Raw genomic sequence first — 16,527 nt, 5'->3', positions numbered from 1 at the left:
AACACATTTGAGATGGCTTAATATAACCATTAAATAATTATTCATGCAGAAAAATTCTGAAGTTGTATTCCTTTTCGATGGACAGGGCAGCCAGTACTACAGCCTGGGAAAAGACCTGTATGATTGCTGCACTACTTTCAGAAATACCCTCCTGGAACTGGATGCGGAAGCCTACCGGTTGACTGGACAATCCATTGTGGAACATATTTACCATCATACGGCAACGCTGACTGATAGTATCCGGGTATCGAATCCTGCGCGTTATATGGTTCAATATGCCCTGGCCATGACTTTACAAGTGGAATATGATATCCACCCCACCCATGTGCTGGGCAATAACCTGGGCGAGGCAGTAGCCGCCGCCGTTGGTGGCGCTGTAGACCCGCTGGACATGTTGGCGGCAGTAACAGGACAGGCGGCCGCGTTGGAAGACAATTGTGAAAAAGGAGGCATGATCACTGTATTGGAAAATGGACTGACAAACGACGCCCACCGCCGGGTATACGAAATATATGAAGCCGCTACACTGGTCACCATTCATAATTGCGGCCATTTTACACTGTCGGCCGATGCCAAAGCCCTGGAAGAAATAAAACCTATCTCCACCAAAACCAGATCCCTTACCAGGTGATGCCCGTCAACCTGGCATTGCACAGTCCCCTGATCGATACAGCCAAAGCCGCCTTCCTGGAATGTACAAGCCAGCTACTGAGCACCAAACCCCTGGTGTCTTTTATTTCAGGCGTACATGCCCGGGAACTCTATCACCTAAGTCCTTATTATTGGTGGCAAACCATGCGTGAGCAGATCAGGTTCAGTGATGCCATCAGGCTGCTGGAATCCAGGGGGCAGTATTTCTATATTGACTGCAGTCCATCGGGCATGCTGGCATCTATTGGCAGGCAGGTCATTCCCAGGGGATCAGGGTCGGCCCTGTTTGGTATCATGGACCCTGGACAGGGAGGCTTACAAAACCTGCAACTATTGAAAAGGCGGCCCGATCTATCCCTGCCGGCTATTTACAGGAACAGTTTATAATCCACACTTATCATTAAACCATACAGCCATGTTAAAAGAGAATATTTTTCAATTGTTGATACAGCATACCCGGGAGCTGTTTCCGGAATTAAACAACCATGCTTTCCTGTACCAGGAAGAATTTAGGCAATTTGGCGCTAGTTCTATTGATCGTGCTGTGATCATTGCTGCTACTTTGGAGGACCTGTCTCTGCACATCCCCTCTCCGAACTGTTTGAGGTGCAAAGACTGGCCGACCTGGTAGACCTGATCTACCTCAGACAACTGGCCAGTATGGACAAAACGGTCCACTAAGAAGTCAGGGCTATTTAATCCAAAGGTTATTGTTTACTACCTGCTTAATGACCTGGTCGCGGTAATTGCGGCTAATGGGTATGCGATGGGAGGAGATCACCAACTCATTCCCGTCAATGGATTCTATTTTACTGATGGAAACGATAAAGGATTTGTGTACGCGGATAAATGACTGGGGATTAAAATTCTCTTCCAGCTTTTTCATGTGCAGCAGGGTGAGGTATTTACCCTTCGTGGTATAAATGGTTACATAATTTTGTAATCCCTGGGCATAGAGGATATCGGCAAATTGAATTTTCTCGTATTTATTCCCGCACTTGATAAAGAAATAATCCTGCGTCTGTGTGTTTTTATGATCATCCATCTGGGCGGCGCGGGAGGACAATTCAAAATAGTCATTGGCTTTTTAGCGGCTTTATGAAAGCGGTCGAAGGTAATGGGCTTTAACAGGTAATCCAGTACATTTAACTGGAAACCCTCCAGGGCATATCCTGGAAAAGCAGTGGTAATGATCACCATGGGAGGCTTTTGCACTACCCGTAAGAAATCAATGCCATTCATTTTGGGCATTTGAATATCCAGAAAGATCAGGTCTATATTTTTCTCGCTCAACAACTTTCCCAACTCAACAGGGTTTACACAAGTATCTACGAGTTGCAGGAAAGCAACATCCTTCACATAATTGGCCATTCCTTCCCGGGCCAGCGGTTCATCATCAACGATCACACAATTTAACATGCTGTATTATTTATTATGGCCTTTGGTATCAGGGGCCGGGGCATAGGCTGTTTTCCTGGCAGGCTCAAAAACTACAAATTCCGATAACTCCATATCCAGGGTTACGGTGAAACTATCCTGCTCACTTTGTATGTCAAGACGGTAATTACCATAGTACAAAAGATCGAGCCTGCGCCGTACGTTGTTCAAGCCAATACCACCATAATTGACAATGTCGGTGTATGTATCATCGGCCGTACTATTGGAAATGGAGAAATGCAGTTGCCGTTGGTTCAGTGACATGGTGATCATAATCCAGTTGGGCTTATCCGTATGTTTGGATACATGCTTAAAAGCATTTTCTACAAAGGTCATTAATACAAAAGGAGCAATGGCCAGGTGGCCCACCTGCTGCTTATCGATCATCAAGGCAATGGTTACATTGTCGTTTTGCCGTAGCTTTTCCAGCTGTATAAAATTTTCCAGGTAAGTGATCTCCTGTCCAATGCTATTTGGGTATCATTACATTCATAGAGCTGGTACCGCAACAGTTCAGAAAACTTAGCCAGTGAGGCCGAAGCCATATTGGGGTTCTTATGAATAAGAAAAAAATAGAGTTAATGGTATTGAACAGGAAATGCGGATTGAACTGATACTTCAGGAACTGCAGTTCGGTTTCCAGCTTTTCTTTTTCCAGTAATTGTTGCCTCCGTTTGGTCTGTATCCAATTCTTCGTGAGTTTGATGCTCATGGCCAGTGTCATGGCGGCCACGGTAGAAGGAATAGTATTCGTAATCAGAAAGTGGGTGAAATAATTGGTATGGGCTCCAAACAACCCGGCCATGCTCTTGCCCGCCAACCAGGCAGTTACATAATAACCCGGAATGATCAATGCTGCTGCACAAAACAAACTAAGCCCCAGGAAAGTAATATACTTAGCGATCTTATTTTTTTCCAGGTATACCGGCATCAGGAAATACAGGTTGAAATATACCACGGCCGCCTGAACAGCTACATAAAAACAAACTTAGCAGTGAAAGGAGAAAACAAAATGGCTTTTGCCGATTGCAAGGGATCACCCATGGCCACCGTCCACCATATATAATGATACAAACACCAGAAAGGGATATGGTATAGTTTGAACCTCGACCACCAGTTTTGAGGCAGGTCATTATGGTAGGCTATTGATTTCATGTACTAAGGTTTAATGTGCTCATTCTATCGACCATGAATATACAAAATTATAGCAATTTATCAGGGATCAATGCATAAATCGTTCCTATAAATCATACTTGTTGAAACTATGTATTTCATCAATTAAATGGCCCCTCTTGTCATTTAGGTTTCGCGTTTTGCACAATCCTGCACAACTTGTGCATCGCTGCTCAACTATCATTAACCACCTTACTATGAGAAAACTGTTCCTATATCTTGTTTTGCTTGCTTTGTCCACGAGCGTCACTGGACAAAGCAGCATTACAGGAAAAATCATGACAGCCGACGCCCGGCCGATTCCAGGAGCCAATGTGCTTCTTCTGAACCTGCAAGACAGCAGCCTCAAAAAAGGCAGTCTTACCAATGACTCGGGAGAATATGTAATGAACCTGGTCGATGCAGGTCAGTATTTTATCCGGTTTACCGCCGTCGGGTTTCAAACCTATCATTCTGCCACCATCATCCTGGCCACCACCGACAGAAACAAACACTTGGGCACGCAGGTCATGGACAGGGAATCCCAGGAATTGGAAGCCATTGTGGTCAAGGCCAATAAACCTTTGTACCAACAGCAGGCCGACGGTATGGTGGTAAATGTGGAAAGCAGTATACTAAGCAAGGGCAGTTCGGCCTTGCAGGTGCTGGAAAGGTCGCCGGGTGTATTCATTGACCGCCAGTACAATAGCATTGCCCTGAATGGCAAAAATGGCGTAATGGTGATGCTAAATGGCAAACTATTGCGCCTCTCATCCTCGGAAGTAGTATCCCTCCTCAATGGCATGAGCGCCAACAATATTGAGAAAATAGAATTGTTGACAACCCCGCCAGCCCGGTACGATGCAGAAGGCAGTGCAGGGATGATCAATATCGTATTAAAGAAGGTAAAGCGGGCGGGTACTTACGGCAATATGTCGCTGACAGCCGGATATGGCCGCCGGGAAAAAGGAACCGTAAGTGCCAATATTTCGCACAGCACAGCCAACCTGGACCTCTACCTGGCTTATACCTTTTCACATGATAAGTCGTTCAATACCTGGTTTGCCGATGCCTACCAGGATGTACCCATATTAGGAGGTCCCGAAACGGTGAATTACTGGAGCACTACCCGCCCCACACAAAACAGCCACGATATAACCCTGGGACTTGGCACCCGGTTAAATCCCAGGACAACCATTGGCGCCAACCTCACTTTCAATAGCAGCCACAATGCCAGCAGCATTGTTAACCATGGCGAGTTTACCATTTTACCCGATTCCTTATTGGTGATGGATGCCCGTATTGACGGCACCAACCGGTGGAACAACCTGATCAGCAGTATCAACCTGGAAAAGAAGATCCGGGAAGGAGAAACGCTCAACCTTGACCTGGATTACCTCTATTATAAGAACAACAACCCTACCACCATCGAGAGCCATTTTACGGGTAAGGATAGTAAGCCAGCGGTAACGGATAATGACAGCATCTTCTCCCCTTCTCAAAAGGGATTCGCCAATACCGACATTCATGTGGGTGTTGTTAAGTTCGACTATGGCAAACAGATCAGCAAAAAAGTAAAATTGGAAACCGGGGCCAAGGGTACCTATACCCGCAGTTCGAGCGTATCGGGTATCGAAAGCCTGGTGGACAACAAGTGGGTGAACAGGAATGGCACCAACAACGACATGATCGTAAAGGAGCAGATCGGGGCGGTGTATGCCTCTGCCAATATAGACTTCAGTGCTACTGTTAAAATGACCATTGGCGCCCGGTATGAATATTCCCGTACAAAAATGGACAGTTCTTCCAAAGGAGGTACCAATATTGACCGGAAGCTGAGTAAGCTGTTTCCCAATATTACCTTCTCTAAAAACTGAACGAACATTCCGAACTGCAATTATCCTATACCAAGCGGATCAGCCGGCCCTCTTATAATGACCTGGCCTCCTTTGTAACTTACAACGATGCGGCATCGGTCATTACCGGTAACCCTTTATTGAAACCAACTATTACCAATATTATAAGGGTAGGATACAATTACAAACAGTATTCTTTCTCGGTATTCTTTAGCCGGGACTACAAACCCATTGCACGCTACCAGCTGACAGCCAGTCCGTCGGGAGAGTTGATGTACGTTTCCCCGCAAAATCTCCAATATCAAAACAACATTACATTCCAAACGAACCTGCCATTCAAGGTTAATGAATGGTGGAATATGAATTATGGCTTTGCCGGCGGGCTACGTCAGTTCAAACTGGAACATACTGCAGAGAAGTTGAAGAAAAGTTATTTCGGCTTTAATGTGTATGGATCGGAAAACTTTAAACTGCCGCAGGGCTGGTCGGCCGAGCTATCGGGATGGTATAATGGCGCTTCGTTTGATGGCTCTAAAAAGTAGATGGATTTGGATCCGTAAATGTGGGCATTAAAAAGACCTGAAAAACAATAAAGGGAGCTTCCTGTTATCCGTATCTGATGTATTTATGACGATGAACATCAATAACTATTTCGGTGCGCTTACTCAGGAAGCCTTTTCTCTTAAAAATCATTTTAGCCTGGACCTGGAGTCCCGTACCCGTCCTATTTTCCGGCTTACCTATACCCGGTCATGGGGCAGTAACAATTCCAAGGGGCTTAGAAAGCAAAACAACGGATCGAGGGAAGAAAGGGAGCGGGTGATAAAATAATGCTGGGAACCTCTCCCTGGATTTCCCTATTGAGGTTTTCGCCGCTTACTCTACCAGGCCCATTTCAATGGCTTTCTTCACCAGGGCGGCTGTATTTTTCACATCCAGCTTTTGGATCAGGTTAAACCGGTGGTTCTCTACTGTACGAACGCTTAGGAATAGCTTAGCGGCTATTTCCTGGTTACTGAGCCCCTGAGTGATCAGCGCTATTACTTCTTTTTCCCTTTTGGTAAGTGAGGGGTATGGCGATCTGTTTTTACCGGGTATGAGTTGCTGAAGCATGTATTCCTTCAGTTCATCATGTAGATATTGTTCACCAGCCATGGCTGCTTCGATGGCTGTTATAATGACCGCTGCATCGGCCGTTTTCAACAGGTAGCCCGAAGCACCATGCTGGAACATGCTTTTTACATAATGGCGTTCATTACAATTGGTAAAAACGATCACTTTCAGCGTTGGCCAGGTTGTCAACACCTTTTTGCATAAGCTGATCCCATCTTCGCCAGGCAGCTGAATATCCATCAGTATAATATCGGGCAGGTCCGCCGCCAGGCCAGCCATCAGCTGATTACCGTCGGTATAAGCACCCAATATCTTTATCTGCGGAAAAGCGGCCAGGATCATACGCAGTCCGTTCAATATGGCTGGGTGATCATCTACCAGGCTGATACTTGTCATAATTACCTCCTCTTGTGTTGGTTCTTTTCTACCGGTACTAGGTAGTACTACTCAATTTCAAATACAGGTATTTGTTCTGCGAAAATAAAGATATGGGGTCAATAGTTTTGTACAAGATTTTAGTGTACCATGATATTACCCGGGAAGAAAACTTTAACAGGAGCTATGGCTGGAACAACAATCACCTACTTATTGCTGCATGCAGCAGAAGTGGTTAGCGTGTTGCTTGTATCCCTGCTGCTCTTCAATACCGGCATACCTTCTATTAATTTTCTGTCCGATATTATTGACCTGTTCGTTAAGTTCCTACTGGTCTTTTTATCCTGGTGGCTTACCAGCCGCCTGGGCAGGCTGGCTATCCGGCGTGCCTGTGCTGCCCGGAAACCGGCGGCTACCATATCTTTTAACGAAACAGGCCCTAAACGCTTCAACGATCAACCCGATGTGCAGGTATTGAAAGCACAGATACAACCTCATTTTCTCTTTAATACCCTCAACAGGATCAATGCCAGCATTCCGCCGCAGCAGGAAGAAACCCGCGAACTGATTGCCAAACTGGCCGATACCTTCCGGTATGCACTGCAGGCTACCAAAGAAGATGAGGTATTGCTTTGCGAGGAACTTCACTTTATTAAGACCTACCTGGAACTTGAAAAAGAGCGTTTTGGCGAAAGGCTGCAGGTGGTTATCGATGCCAGTGAGGAAGTGATGCAGGCAAAAATTGCCCCCATGCTACTACAGCCACTCATTGAAAACGCTGTTGTACATGGTGTTGGTCCGGCTATTAATGGCGGCATTATTAAGATCCAATGCCATTTGCTGGACAACAAATTGCAGGTATGCATCAGCAATACCGGCGCCCGTTACACCGGCCCGGTAGAATGGCTGATGGAAGGCAAAGGCATAGGATTGCGCAATACCATGCTGCGATTGGAAAAGATCTACAATGAGCCCATGCATATTGAAAAGAATGACGCCGGTTGCCTGCGGTTTACCTTCTCTGTTCCATTGCCGCTATAAACAAGCTATTTCCTCCTCATTTATCCACGGCCAGGCCCGGCATTTATTTGCCCGGATAAGCCAAAACGGGCAGGTTTTTCTCCGTCTTAACCAATTAGTTACTACCTTAGCAATTCCCGGCAGGCTGCCAACAAATCACCAGCTGCCGCTACTTGTAAGTAACCTGCAGGCCCTGCAACCTCCCGATCAACCCACACAACCTATTGCCCCGCACAGGCCTTTTACCGCCGAAGTGTTGCAGTAATCTATGCAATACCTGGACTATACCTGCTTTTGAGCTAATAGAAGTATTACTTAACTATTAAATTGTAGGCAAAATGAGAGGACTAGACAACAAAGTGGTCGTAATAACCGGTGCTGCAGGCAGTATTGAAAGATCACCGCCAGGCTTTTTCTCGACAATGGCGCGAAAGTATTCCTGGTAGATATGAATGAAGATCAATTGAAGAAGACAGCGGATGAGTTAGGGGTAAAAATGTAGCGTATGCTGCCGCAGATGTCACTAAATCGGCTGATGTAGAGCGCTATGCCAATGCAGCGGTAAAACAATTTGGCAAAATTGATGTGTTTTTCAATAACGCCGGAATAGAAGGCGTGGTAAAACCCATCACCGAATATCCCGAAGAGGTTTTTGATAAAGTGATTGCCGTAAACGTAAAAGGTGTTTGGCTGGGTATTAAATATGTATTGCCCCTGATGAACGATGGCGGCAGTATCATCAACACCTCCTCAGTGGCCGGTATCAATGGCAGTCCCAACGTAAGCGCCTATATTACCAGCAAACACGCCGTGGTGGGTATTATGCGGGCGGCGGCCACAGAAGCTGCTTCCCGGAAGATCAGGGTCAACTCTGTTCACCCCTCCCCGTCGACAACCGCATGATGCGTTCCCTGGAAGAAGGATTTGCACCAGGCCATGGCGGCGAAGCCAAGAAGAACCTGGAAGCCACCATCCCACTGGGCCGTTATGCCGAACCCAGGGAAATTGCCGAGCTCGTCGTATTCCTGGCCAGTGAAGAAAGTAAATTCATTACCGGCACCACCGCGGTCATCGATGGCGGGTTGAGTGTGCTGTAGAATTGTGCGTAGCAAGTGGCAGGTAGTAAATGGGGCATTAGAGTGGCCCACCCTGGTGCCTGGCAAAAATTTTCTTAACCAAATAGTCAGTAACAAAGCGCGCGGACAACAGTGAATGCTGTGTAGTCCGCGCGCTTTGTTGTTCATAGTGGATTGAGCAGTGTTTATACAGTATCTATGCCATGGGCATTAACCCGGTATCCGGCAGCCAGAATTGTACCCGCTTGCGGAATACTACTTTTTTCAAACAGCAGCTGGAAGAGCTGCATGCTACCGAAACCGGCAGTTTTGCGGCAGACGTTGAGGCCGAAGGGTTGAAAGTGGAATGGTGTGACCTGATGATCTGGCAATTTCCCCTCTGGTGGTTTACCATGCCCGGCATATATGTATTACCACCACAAATCGTTTACGGACCGGCCAGATATCCCCTGAACAGCGGGAGAAGGAATAGAATAAGGGGCAAACCAGGCTGCAGCAGGTATTTGAAGAACAGCCCCTTGAAGTAAGCCCTTATTAACCGGTAAAAATAGTTTTGGACGGATGTCCAATCCCAGGCACCTCATTTGTTATGGGTATATACATCGATTATTCAACGATTAAAACCTACAACATGGGCAAACTATCATCCTTTCAGTTCCTTACGCTTAATGGGTATTATAAAGGGCCTGGCGAAGACATCAGCTGGCACCAACACGGCGGGGAAGAAAGTGAATATGCCAATGAGGGCCTCCAATCCAACAGTATCCTGCTCTTTGGCCGTACTACGTATGAAATGATGGCCAGCTTCTGGCCCACGCCCCAGGCCCTGGAATCCATGCCCGGGGTAGCCAAAGGCATGAATGCGTCGGAAAAGATCGTCATCTCCCGCAGCCTGCCAAAGGCCAGCTGGAACAATACCCGGATCATTAAGGGCAACCTGGAAACAGCCATTGGCCAGCTGAAAAAGGAATCGAAGAAATCCATCACTATTTTGGGCAGTGGCAGCATTTTACGCCAGCTGGCCAGTGCCGGACTGGTAGATGAGTACCAGTTTATGATCGACCCGGTGGCCCTGGGCCAGGGTTCGCCCATACTGGAAGGGATCAGTGACAAGCTGGTCCTGCAACTTACCCATCACCGGGTATTCAATAGTGGCGTGGTACTGCTTTCGTACCAGCCCTTGAAAAACTAAGTTACATTTACAATCAGCAGAGGTGACACCTTTCGTTTGCAAGGAAGACAAAAGGTGGGACACCCTGCTGCCCAGCATGGCAGCGCCGCAGGGTGACTCACCTTTATCAGAAAGAGGTGACACCTTTCGCTTTCGAAGCAATGGAAAGGTGTCACCTCTATTGATGTTTTCCTCAGTCGCCAGCTTCTGGCTGGTGACGCCTTTACTCGCTCGCCTTCCCGCCGCATGGCGGGATGAGGTGATTTTGTAGCCTCCGGCTACAGACCGGACAGTAGTCTAAAGCAGCTTAAAACCAATAACGATGGATGAATATTTATTGCTGATGCGCCTGGATCTGATTACACGTGAAGCCCAGCCTTCGCCCGAGCAGCTACAGGTATACATGAAACAATACCAGGATTGGGTAGGTGGCATTGCCGCACAGAACAAATTTGGCGGAGGTACCAGTCTGAGTACCGAAGGCAAGGTATTGAAGCCTGATAATGTGGTCACTGATGGCCCCTATGCGGAGATCAAGGAATCCATTGCCGGTTTTATCATTGTAAAAGCCGATAGCTTTGAAGAGGCGGTGGCCATGGGCCAGGCATGCCCCATCCTGCAAGGTCAGGGCAACAGTGTGGAAGTAAGGAAAGTAGTAAAAGTACACAATGCCGGATAGGTTGTATGAAGGACAATGGCCAATTGATACCGCATTTATTCAGGACCGAATACCGGAAGATCGTATCCGTACTCTGCAGGCATTTTGGGTTTGAGCAAATTGAAATGGCTGAAGACCTGGCCAGCGATACATTCCTTACGGCCACGCAAACCTGGGGTGTGCAGGGTATTCCTGCCAATCCGGTCGCCTGGTTGTACAATGTAGCCAGGAACAAAGCCAGGAACCAACTGCAACGCCATGCCGTATTTGATAAAAAGATCGGCCCCGAAATCAGATCAGCCGGAACAGGCATGACGGAGCAGGATATTGACCTGTCGCAGCAAAACATCAACGACAGTCAGCTGCAAATGATGTTTGCTATTTGTCATCCTGTTATTCCTACCGAAGCGCAGATAGGATTATCCTTGCGCATTCTCTGCGGATTTGGGATTGAAGAAATAGCCGATGCCTTTCTCTCCAATAAGGAAACCATCAATAAGCGCCTGTTCCGGGCCAGGGAAAAATTGCGCGAAGAAAAGATCCCCATCGCCCTGCCTCCCGCAACTGCTATCGACGACAGGCTGTCAACGGTATTGAAAACCATCTACCTTTTATTCAATGAAGGTTATTATAGCCTGGGGCAAAACCATACGCTGCGCAAAGAACTTTGTTTTGAGGCCATGCGTTTGTGCACCATGCTGGTGGAGCATCCCGGCACCAACAAGCCGGCTGTAAATGCCCTGCTGGCATTGATGTGCTTTCATGCATCGCGTTTTGAAGCACGCACCAATGCCGCCGGCGAACTGATACTCTATGATGAGCAGGATACCGATCGCTGGAATACCGACCTGGTGAGCAAGGGCGGTTATTTTCTGCGCTGCGCCGCCCAGGGCAATACCCTTTCCCGTTACCACCTCGAAGCAGGTATCGCCTACTGGAATACCCAAAAGCAAGACAGTGCTGATAAATTGAACAGTATAATGCAGCTCTATAACCAGCTTTTGCAAATTGAATATTCACCAATTGCGGCCCTCAACCGCACCTATGCCCTGTCCAAAGTAAAGGGTAAGCCAGCGGCCATTGCCGAAGCCGAAAAATTACAACTGACCCGCCATCACTTTTATTATATCCTCCTGGGTGAGCTTTACTCCCATATCAACAATGAAACTGCCCGCCAACATTTCGGTCAGGCATTCCTACTAGCCCGTACGGATGCCGAGCGGCAGGCCATTCAAAAGAAGCTGGATGGTTTGTGAAAATGTGTAGTTTTTATATTGCGGGGTTATTTTTTCTATACACATTTAGTACAAAACACTTTGGGTACAGTGCCTTTGAAGGCAGTATCCTGCTTTCAATACCACAATAAATAGTTGATTATAAGTAAATTACCTTCCGCTATTCCTTATTTGCCGGTTTCAGGATCGTCGTCAGCAAATGCCCCAGGTCGCCAGGCACCTTATGGATCCGTCCGGTATTGAAGGACATGCCGATGGCCCCGGCCGGCAGTTGACCGCCTCCTATGCCGAGCCCTGTCATGGTATAGAAAACGGTGGGTTCATCCCCTTCTTGCCAAACCAGAGGGTCATGCCCGAAAATCCGCCTTTACTGACCTTTACTTCTTTACCATCTATTCTCACCAGTTTGTAATAGGTGCCTGAAGGGATGGTCTTTTTCATCGTCTACTTTAAACGTGAGGGTATTGTCGTCACTGGCTCTTTCGCCACCAAAAATGTAGATGCCATTCTTTTCATGGTTTTCAAAGTTCACTACCCGGATAGAATCATTCCAGTAATACGTATCCAATGTCAGGGTAAGCTCATTGGTCGAGTCATTGTAGTGGTAATCATTCAATTTAAAACAGGTAGCGCCATCCTTCTTTGCCTGCCCGGCAATTTTATAGAACAGGTTGGTGATATTGGCTTCCTTTTTTTTACGGCCGGTCACCGAATAGGTGGCCACAAAACTATAAGTTGCAGAATCCGTCCTGGGTTCAATAAAAGCAAAATCTTTGGCTGGTGCGAGGTCCTTTAGATTATTGGTTTTGACGACGGTTACGTCTTGTGCACAAACAATATGTGAAGCGTAACAGGCGAGGATAAGTAGCAGTATTTTATTCATGGCAGGTGGTTATCATTTGCTGAGATGAGAAGCTTATCATAATGCTAACTCCAAACGTCTTTAGCAGGCAGTTCGGACGCTAACGTCTTCTCCAACCAGGCCCAGGATTTATTGTGACTAAACTTCATTTATCTACCGGTTATTAGGGAATAGAAAGGTTATTAATACACAGATCAATAAGAAATTAAACTCAACGCCATTCCTGCCCCCACCCACTACAAACCAACCCTCTTTGAAATGCACCATAATAATGCCCATGATCAACACCAGGATGGTCACCAGGGCGGCGGGTTTGATATATCTATTGATCAGGAAACAGGCGGCGCATACAATATGGGATATTTTGATGGCCCAGGCAATGGGTACGCCCAGGGGAGAAAAACCTGCCTGGTTGAGGTATAGATTACCAAAATCATTAATGCCATTGTTGAAGATGCCGGGAATGCTATGCATCAGTAAAATGATGGCTACGGCCACGCGCAGGACGAATGTATTGTTGAATCCTTTCATAAGCAGAACGTTTTTACCATTGTCTGAGGGCCTTCATTACCCCATCGAAGTTAGGTACCAGGTATTGATGATAGTAATCAAATATAATAAGAAAACCCGGCACCTGCCGCCTTCTCGCAGGGCACTAACAGGTGAAATTCAGGCTGGTTGCAGGGTCTTTGGGACACATTTAAAGATCTTCCGGTATTTATTACTACCCATATCCCTAATGTATTTTTCTTCTATGATCTGAAGCCCATTATCAGCAATGATCTTTTTCAGGGCCGGCTCTGTTAAATAAGGATTGTTGCATCCTTTGTCTGTGGCAACGGTTTTCAGCACCAGCGGTTCTTCAATAATCACCAACCCACCTGGCTTCAACAGGGAGCGTACATCTGCAAACATGGACGCTTTTTCATCAAACTCATGCACTACGGCAATCATTAGTACTTTGGTAAAATGTTGCCTGGGCAGCCCCGTGGTACTGAAAGTGCCATAGGAGAATACGAAGCTGTCGATCGGTATATCGGCTTTAAAGTTTTTGATCATCCGGGCAAACACTTTCCTGTTGCACCTGATGGAATCAATATCTTCAACATAATACTTAACTGGTGGAAAATACTTAGACAGCCTCACCAGGTTATAACCGTTCCCACTTCCTATATCTGCCACCACATCACCTGGCACAATATCGATCACTGATACCATGGTATCCAGTCTTGCCTGTTTGATTACCTGAATAGTTGACAACATGCTCTTCTTAACTTGTCCTGAAGACAACAAAGGAGTAAGGATTACCGTCAGCAATAAGGTACGCATCATAGACAACAACAATTAATTTATCCTATTAAATGGGAATTGGGTCCCCAATATACACAACCGGTACAACAACGGGGCTATTCCAGTAGATATACTCAGACTTTTTGTTGTAACTTTCCAATGGAACACCGTACCGTTCAAACCACTCACTTCTCCATGACTAAGGTACCTCATTTCATTCACTCCAACCAAATAGTCAGTTACCCTACCGTTGCTATTCCCTGGTAATAACCGTTACCGTGGATAGAGGTGACACCTTTCGCCTGTTTCGCAAGGGTAAAGGTGTCACCTCTGGACAAATCTCATTTAATTCTTAATCATTAAATACCATCCCATGGCAAAAGCAGCTAAAAAGAAAGCAGCCGGCAAATCAGCCGCTGCCAATCCCATTAATAACACCTTCGATGTACTCTATAATTTATGGTTCCCCATCAACCAGTTACCTATTCCGCCAAGGGCACTGCCCGAAATAAGGGTTATTTCCCAGCAGGTGCAAGCTGGTTTTTGGAAGGAAGTAAGTAGCAAAAGAATCCATTGCTCGACCTGCTTACCCTGCTCACCTACCCCACCCAGTTGCCTTTTTACCCACAGCTTCAACAAAGCAGCAATCCGGCTATAAAGGCATTCATTAAAGTGGCCAATGGTATGGGTGGACTAACGATGGACCAGGCCTCGCAGGTACTGGGTTTCTTTTTGAGGGTACCGCAGGCCCGCTGTCTACTCAAATAGCGATGACCATCCGGGAAGCTTTTTTGTCGGTGATCTGGGACCTCCGCTCGCGGTGCCGCTTACCGGCATCCAGGTGCCCACCACTTTTGTGAGCAATACCCCTGTGTATTCGCAGATCAATTATCCCAAGCTGCCTTCCTCCAGCTGGCTTACGTATGATGCCCATGCCAAAGTGATCAAGGCTAAAACCGGGGTGATTGACTACCTCATTATTGGCAGTGGTCCGGCCGGTGCCACCATGGCCCATGAGTTGCAAAAAGCCAAAAAGAAAGTAGTGCTTATTGAGCAAGGGCCCTGGGTGGTATGGGGCTCTATGAATACCATGAGTTACTCCAAACTCATGTATGCCAATGATACGGCCACTACCGCCAATAACAGTGTGATCGTACGCAGTGGGCAGGCCATGGGCGGAGGAACCACTGTGAATATCGACCTGGCTTTTTCGCCACTGGAAGCTACTATTCAATCAAGGCTGGCCAACTGGATCGAAAAAGGATGGCTGGATGGCCGTTTCTATACCCAATCGCGCATTTCGGCCGCCTATCAGTGGGTGCGCAATGCCATTGGTACCCGGGCGGTAACTCAATCGGAGCTTAATCGCGATAACCGCGCTTTATGGGATGGCGCCAATGCATTTGGCGCTGATCCCTCCCTGTATCACCTCAACCGCTTCCCGCAATTACTGTCCCCCTCACCGGTTACCCAAAAACGGGATGCTGCCCGGGAACTCATCCTGAAGGCGGCGGAAGACAACAGCAACAACAACCCATTGAGTGTAATACCCGATGCCGCCGTGCAGCAATTGCTTTTACTTCTACAGGAACGGATGGAAGTGTAAAAGCGGCTGGTGCTTCTTTGTTGTTTAATGCCCCCTGGACGGAATATGGCAATACCATTGTTGACCCCTGTGGATTGAAAATACCCGCTGGTAATACAGCCGCTATTTATGCCGAAAATGTGATCTTATCGGCCGGCACCATTGGTTCGGCCAGGATACTGCTCAATTCGTGGAGAACGCAGCCAGCCTTACAAAATCCCAGGATTGGCAAGGGCCTCATCCTGCACCCTTCCATGCCCCTGATCGGATTGTTTGAGGAAACGATCAACCTGTTGGAGGGGCTTGATAGTGCTACCTTCCTGGAAGCCTTTGGCGTAACACCCGGATTTATCTTTGAAACGATGGGCGCTTTGCCGGCCTATGGCGCTCTCCTGATACCCGGCAGTGGACTGGATGTATACAAACAGATCACCCAGTTCAACCGGTCGGTAGGTTTTGGGGTGATGCTGGTAGATACGCCTTCCGACTCCAACTCGATACAACTCGATAACACAGGAGCAGTGATCCTGAATTATAACCTTAGTGATGGTGATAAACAACGGCTTCGCATTGGGGTGGGTATTGCCATCCGCATGATGTTTATGGCCGGCGCCAAACAGGTGATCATCCCTACCAATGAAAATGTACTAAAGCTCAGCAATTTCAATCCCATGGTGGGTACTTACCTTAACGACATCAAACAAGCCGACCTGGTGGAGCAAAATATCCAGTTCATCCCCAATCGCACCATACTCACTTCGGCCCACCTGCAGGCAACCAATAAAATGGGCACCAGTGCCGATACTTCGGTAACATCCATCAATCAAAAGATCTGGAACTATAAAACAAAAAAGAGATACCCAACCTGTACCTGATGGACAGCAGTATGTTCCCCACCTCGGTAGGAGCCAATCCCATGCAATCCTTGTATACACTGGCCAAGATATTCTCAGAGCGGTTGCTGGGAAAAGCTGGTACACCGGGAAAGTATTCATTTACCGATATTGAAACAGACCAGCCAGCAACCGGACCGGGGCGTATATAGG

23 protein-coding genes and 2 pseudogenes are annotated in these 16,527 nt (G+C 47.1%); 15 read left to right on the top strand and 10 right to left on the bottom strand.

The window, feature by feature from the left end; translation table 11 throughout:
• Positions 1-43: 43 nt before the first annotated feature.
• Genes RS881_RS23730 through RS881_RS23720 form a run of 3 tightly spaced genes read left to right on the top strand, consistent with a single transcriptional unit; the run spans position 44 to position 1,282 of the window.
• Positions 44-631, top strand: coding sequence for an acyltransferase domain-containing protein (locus tag RS881_RS23730; RefSeq protein ID WP_315823363.1), 588 nt, complete (start codon positions 44-46; stop codon positions 629-631).
• Positions 628-1,038, top strand: coding sequence for a hypothetical protein (locus tag RS881_RS23725; RefSeq protein WP_315823362.1), 411 nt, complete (start codon positions 628-630; stop codon positions 1,036-1,038). Before RS881_RS23730 ends, RS881_RS23725 begins: the two co-directional genes overlap by 4 nt.
• A 28-nt stretch (positions 1,039-1,066) precedes the next feature.
• Positions 1,067-1,282 carry an acyl carrier protein gene (locus RS881_RS23720; protein ID WP_315823361.1) on the top strand — a complete coding sequence of 72 codons (216 nt, stop codon included), beginning with the start codon at positions 1,067-1,069 and terminating at the stop codon, positions 1,280-1,282.
• A 60-nt stretch (positions 1,283-1,342) separates the two neighbouring features.
• Here the strand turns inward: RS881_RS23720 and RS881_RS23715 are convergent, their stop codons facing one another.
• The 5 genes from RS881_RS23715 to RS881_RS23695 form a co-directional block, all read right to left on the bottom strand.
• Positions 1,343-1,696 carry a LytR/AlgR family response regulator transcription factor gene (locus RS881_RS23715; RefSeq protein ID WP_315823360.1) on the bottom strand — a complete coding sequence of 118 codons (354 nt, stop codon included), beginning with the start codon at positions 1,694-1,696 and terminating at the stop codon, positions 1,343-1,345.
• Complete coding sequence (locus tag RS881_RS23710; protein ID WP_315823359.1) at positions 1,579-2,070, bottom strand: LytR/AlgR family response regulator transcription factor; 492 nt, start codon at positions 2,068-2,070, stop codon at positions 1,579-1,581. The genes RS881_RS23715 and RS881_RS23710 overlap by 118 nt, the downstream gene beginning before the upstream one ends.
• 6 nt (positions 2,071-2,076) lie before the next feature.
• Complete coding sequence (locus tag RS881_RS23705) at positions 2,077-2,475, bottom strand: GHKL domain-containing protein (protein ID WP_315823358.1); 399 nt, start codon at positions 2,473-2,475, stop codon at positions 2,077-2,079.
• Positions 2,476-2,557: 82 nt separating this feature from the next.
• Positions 2,558-3,046 (bottom strand): histidine kinase, encoded by a 489-nt coding sequence (locus RS881_RS23700; RefSeq protein WP_315823357.1) that lies wholly within the window; start codon positions 3,044-3,046, stop codon positions 2,558-2,560.
• Between the two features lie 14 nt (positions 3,047-3,060).
• The gene (locus RS881_RS23695) at positions 3,061-3,243 is read right to left on the bottom strand and encodes a hypothetical protein (protein WP_315823356.1); all 183 of its coding nucleotides are present in this window, start codon (positions 3,241-3,243) and stop codon (positions 3,061-3,063) included.
• Positions 3,244-3,458: 215 nt separating this feature from the next.
• Between RS881_RS23695 and RS881_RS23690 the strand changes: the two are divergent.
• Both RS881_RS23690 and RS881_RS23685 read left to right on the top strand, forming a co-directional pair.
• Positions 3,459-5,638, top strand: a pseudogene (locus RS881_RS23690) (TonB-dependent receptor).
• Between the two features lie 91 nt (positions 5,639-5,729).
• Complete coding sequence (locus tag RS881_RS23685; protein WP_315823355.1) at positions 5,730-5,927, top strand: hypothetical protein; 198 nt, start codon at positions 5,730-5,732, stop codon at positions 5,925-5,927.
• A gap of 45 nt (positions 5,928-5,972) precedes the next feature.
• Here RS881_RS23685 and RS881_RS23680 read toward each other — a convergent pair whose 3' ends face one another.
• Positions 5,973-6,605 carry a response regulator gene (locus RS881_RS23680; protein ID WP_315823354.1) on the bottom strand — a complete coding sequence of 211 codons (633 nt, stop codon included), beginning with the start codon at positions 6,603-6,605 and terminating at the stop codon, positions 5,973-5,975.
• Positions 6,606-6,770: 165 nt separating this feature from the next.
• Between RS881_RS23680 and RS881_RS23675 the strand changes: the two genes are divergently transcribed.
• From RS881_RS23675 to RS881_RS23645, 6 genes and pseudogenes are all read left to right on the top strand, one after another.
• A complete protein-coding gene (locus RS881_RS23675) occupies positions 6,771-7,625 on the top strand; it encodes a sensor histidine kinase (RefSeq protein WP_315823353.1) in 855 nt (284 codons plus the stop codon).
• A gap of 525 nt (positions 7,626-8,150) precedes the next feature.
• Positions 8,151-8,701 (top strand): annotated as a pseudogene (locus RS881_RS59895) (SDR family NAD(P)-dependent oxidoreductase); the annotation flags it as partial.
• Positions 8,702-8,883: 182 nt separating this feature from the next.
• A complete protein-coding gene (locus tag RS881_RS23660; RefSeq protein WP_315823351.1) occupies positions 8,884-9,207 on the top strand; it encodes an NAD(P)H-dependent oxidoreductase in 324 nt (107 codons plus the stop codon).
• Positions 9,208-9,269: 62 nt separating this feature from the next.
• Positions 9,270-9,872, top strand: a complete 603-nt coding sequence (locus RS881_RS23655; RefSeq protein ID WP_315823350.1) for a dihydrofolate reductase family protein — start codon at positions 9,270-9,272, stop codon at positions 9,870-9,872.
• A 301-nt stretch (positions 9,873-10,173) separates the two neighbouring features.
• The gene (locus RS881_RS23650) at positions 10,174-10,530 is read left to right on the top strand and encodes a YciI family protein (RefSeq protein ID WP_315823349.1); all 357 of its coding nucleotides are present in this window, start codon (positions 10,174-10,176) and stop codon (positions 10,528-10,530) included.
• Positions 10,531-10,535: 5 nt separating this feature from the next.
• Complete coding sequence (locus tag RS881_RS23645; RefSeq protein ID WP_315823348.1) at positions 10,536-11,765, top strand: RNA polymerase sigma factor; 1,230 nt, start codon at positions 10,536-10,538, stop codon at positions 11,763-11,765.
• Between the two features lie 139 nt (positions 11,766-11,904).
• Here RS881_RS23645 and RS881_RS23640 read toward each other — a convergent pair whose 3' ends face one another.
• From RS881_RS23640 to RS881_RS23625, 4 genes are all read right to left on the bottom strand, one after another.
• Entirely contained in the window at positions 11,905-12,045 is a 141-nt protein-coding gene (locus RS881_RS23640) for a hypothetical protein (RefSeq protein ID WP_315823347.1), read from the bottom strand.
• An 84-nt stretch (positions 12,046-12,129) separates the two neighbouring features.
• Positions 12,130-12,627 carry a hypothetical protein gene (locus RS881_RS23635; protein ID WP_315823346.1) on the bottom strand — a complete coding sequence of 166 codons (498 nt, stop codon included), beginning with the start codon at positions 12,625-12,627 and terminating at the stop codon, positions 12,130-12,132.
• Between the two features lie 132 nt (positions 12,628-12,759).
• The gene (locus RS881_RS23630) at positions 12,760-13,137 is read right to left on the bottom strand and encodes a DoxX family protein (protein WP_315823345.1); all 378 of its coding nucleotides are present in this window, start codon (positions 13,135-13,137) and stop codon (positions 12,760-12,762) included.
• 138 nt (positions 13,138-13,275) lie between these two features.
• A complete protein-coding gene (locus RS881_RS23625; protein ID WP_315823344.1) occupies positions 13,276-13,938 on the bottom strand; it encodes a class I SAM-dependent methyltransferase in 663 nt (220 codons plus the stop codon).
• Between the two features lie 531 nt (positions 13,939-14,469).
• Between RS881_RS23625 and RS881_RS23620 the strand changes: the two genes are divergently transcribed.
• The 4 genes from RS881_RS23620 (at position 14,470) to RS881_RS23605 (ending at position 16,526) form a co-directional block, all read left to right on the top strand.
• Positions 14,470-14,664 (top strand): hypothetical protein, encoded by a 195-nt coding sequence (locus RS881_RS23620; protein ID WP_315823343.1) that lies wholly within the window; start codon positions 14,470-14,472, stop codon positions 14,662-14,664.
• Positions 14,665-14,737: 73 nt separating this feature from the next.
• Positions 14,738-15,502, top strand: a complete 765-nt coding sequence (locus RS881_RS23615) for an FAD-dependent oxidoreductase (RefSeq protein ID WP_315823342.1) — start codon at positions 14,738-14,740, stop codon at positions 15,500-15,502.
• Between the two features lie 17 nt (positions 15,503-15,519).
• Entirely contained in the window at positions 15,520-16,356 is an 837-nt protein-coding gene (locus RS881_RS23610; protein ID WP_315823341.1) for a GMC family oxidoreductase, read from the top strand.
• Positions 16,356-16,526, top strand: a complete 171-nt coding sequence (locus RS881_RS23605) for a hypothetical protein (RefSeq protein WP_315823340.1) — start codon at positions 16,356-16,358, stop codon at positions 16,524-16,526. Before RS881_RS23610 ends, RS881_RS23605 begins: the two co-directional genes overlap by 1 nt.
• The last annotated feature ends 1 nt before the right edge of the window (position 16,527 follow it).

Source organism: Paraflavitalea speifideaquila, assembly GCF_032395985.1.
GTDB lineage: Bacteria > Bacteroidota > Bacteroidia > Chitinophagales > Chitinophagaceae > Paraflavitalea > Paraflavitalea speifideaquila.
Note: the sequence above shows the minus strand (reverse complement) of the source record. Positions and strands in the feature narration are given on the sequence as shown.

What these genes read in the sequence shown, in the direction of transcription:
- RS881_RS23695 (WP_315823356.1), bottom strand. Translation starts at nt 3,243, where the DNA reads ATGAAATCAATAGCCTACCATAATGACCTGCCTCAAAACTGGTGGTCG.
- RS881_RS23730 (WP_315823363.1), top strand. Translation starts at nt 44, where the DNA reads ATGCAGAAAAATTCTGAAGTTGTATTCCTTTTCGATGGACAGGGCAGC.
- RS881_RS23680 (WP_315823354.1), bottom strand. Translation starts at nt 6,605, where the DNA reads ATGACAAGTATCAGCCTGGTAGATGATCACCCAGCCATATTGAACGGA.
- RS881_RS23605 (WP_315823340.1), top strand. Translation starts at nt 16,356, where the DNA reads ATGGACAGCAGTATGTTCCCCACCTCGGTAGGAGCCAATCCCATGCAA.
- RS881_RS23675 (WP_315823353.1), top strand. Translation starts at nt 6,771, where the DNA reads ATGGCTGGAACAACAATCACCTACTTATTGCTGCATGCAGCAGAAGTG.
- RS881_RS23655 (WP_315823350.1), top strand. Translation starts at nt 9,270, where the DNA reads ATGGGTATATACATCGATTATTCAACGATTAAAACCTACAACATGGGC.
- RS881_RS23640 (WP_315823347.1), bottom strand. Translation starts at nt 12,045, where the DNA reads ATGACAGGGCTCGGCATAGGAGGCGGTCAACTGCCGGCCGGGGCCATC.
- RS881_RS23660 (WP_315823351.1), top strand. Translation starts at nt 8,884, where the DNA reads ATGGGCATTAACCCGGTATCCGGCAGCCAGAATTGTACCCGCTTGCGG.
- RS881_RS23705 (WP_315823358.1), bottom strand. Translation starts at nt 2,475, where the DNA reads ATGATCGATAAGCAGCAGGTGGGCCACCTGGCCATTGCTCCTTTTGTA.
- RS881_RS23630 (WP_315823345.1), bottom strand. Translation starts at nt 13,137, where the DNA reads ATGAAAGGATTCAACAATACATTCGTCCTGCGCGTGGCCGTAGCCATC.
- RS881_RS23650 (WP_315823349.1), top strand. Translation starts at nt 10,174, where the DNA reads ATGGATGAATATTTATTGCTGATGCGCCTGGATCTGATTACACGTGAA.
- RS881_RS23625 (WP_315823344.1), bottom strand. Translation starts at nt 13,938, where the DNA reads ATGATGCGTACCTTATTGCTGACGGTAATCCTTACTCCTTTGTTGTCT.
- RS881_RS23645 (WP_315823348.1), top strand. Translation starts at nt 10,536, where the DNA reads ATGAAGGACAATGGCCAATTGATACCGCATTTATTCAGGACCGAATAC.
- RS881_RS23715 (WP_315823360.1), bottom strand. Translation starts at nt 1,696, where the DNA reads ATGGATGATCATAAAAACACACAGACGCAGGATTATTTCTTTATCAAG.
- RS881_RS23685 (WP_315823355.1), top strand. Translation starts at nt 5,730, where the DNA reads ATGAACATCAATAACTATTTCGGTGCGCTTACTCAGGAAGCCTTTTCT.
- RS881_RS23720 (WP_315823361.1), top strand. Translation starts at nt 1,067, where the DNA reads ATGTTAAAAGAGAATATTTTTCAATTGTTGATACAGCATACCCGGGAG.
- RS881_RS23635 (WP_315823346.1), bottom strand. Translation starts at nt 12,627, where the DNA reads ATGAATAAAATACTGCTACTTATCCTCGCCTGTTACGCTTCACATATT.
- RS881_RS23710 (WP_315823359.1), bottom strand. Translation starts at nt 2,070, where the DNA reads ATGTTAAATTGTGTGATCGTTGATGATGAACCGCTGGCCCGGGAAGGA.